General features: G+C 68.2%; 1 pseudogene. It reads left to right on the top strand.

Going from position 1 to position 743, the window contains the following annotated elements:
• Window positions 1-377: 377 nt before the first annotated feature.
• Window positions 378-743, top strand: a pseudogene (locus ACCC94_RS29905) (energy transducer TonB); the annotation flags it as partial.

Raw genomic sequence — 743 nt, 5'->3', positions numbered from 1 at the left:
CCCCCCGGCGCGCCCCCCCCGCGGGGGGGGGGGCTTTGCCCCGCCCCCCCCCCGCCCCCCCCCCCCCCCCCCCCCCCCCCCCGGGGGGGTGCCCCCCCCCCCCCCCGCTCCTACAGGCAGCCGTCTATTTCGGCGGTCTTGATCGATTTTTCACCAACCTTCCTTGCATATTTTCCATGCTGTAAAGGCATCGGTTTTTTACAGATTCGCGCAAAGTCCCGGCCGGCGTGGCCTGCAGCGATCCGATCAGAACGCATAGCACAGAAAGTTATTTAAATAAGAGAAACAATCACTTCAAGAGCTAAGGCGCTCCGCCAATCATGCAGGTCCGTTTCAAGCGCGTCGTAGAGCCGCGCAGACCTGCAAGGAGATCGTTCATGGCTCAACCCCAGCATGCCCTCGCGCCGGATGCCTTCCTGCGCCACGTGCCCGGCGGCGACCTGGTCGATCTCGGTCGCCCGCTGCGCCACGCGCTGGAGCTGGGCCGCCATGTACCGGCGAAGGCCCGCACGCTGAGCCGCCGCGAAGCCGTCCTGCTCGGTCTGTTCGCCCTGACATTGCATGGCGCGGTGGTCTACTGGCTGAGCCAGCAGCCCACCCCGCAACTGCCCGAGGTGCCGCCACAGGTGCCGCCGATGACCATCGAGTTCACCGCACCGACGCCGCCGGTGGTCGAGCCGCCGCCGCCCGAGCCGATTCCCGAGCCGGTCGTGCAGGAGCCGCCGCCCCCGGTGGTGGACGAA

The sequence above is a fragment of the Pseudomonas sp. Pseusp97 genome, assembly GCF_047304025.1.
GTDB lineage: Bacteria > Pseudomonadota > Gammaproteobacteria > Pseudomonadales > Pseudomonadaceae > Pseudomonas.
The sequence above is the reverse complement of the archived record's forward strand: the minus strand, read 5'-3'. Positions and strand labels throughout refer to the sequence as shown.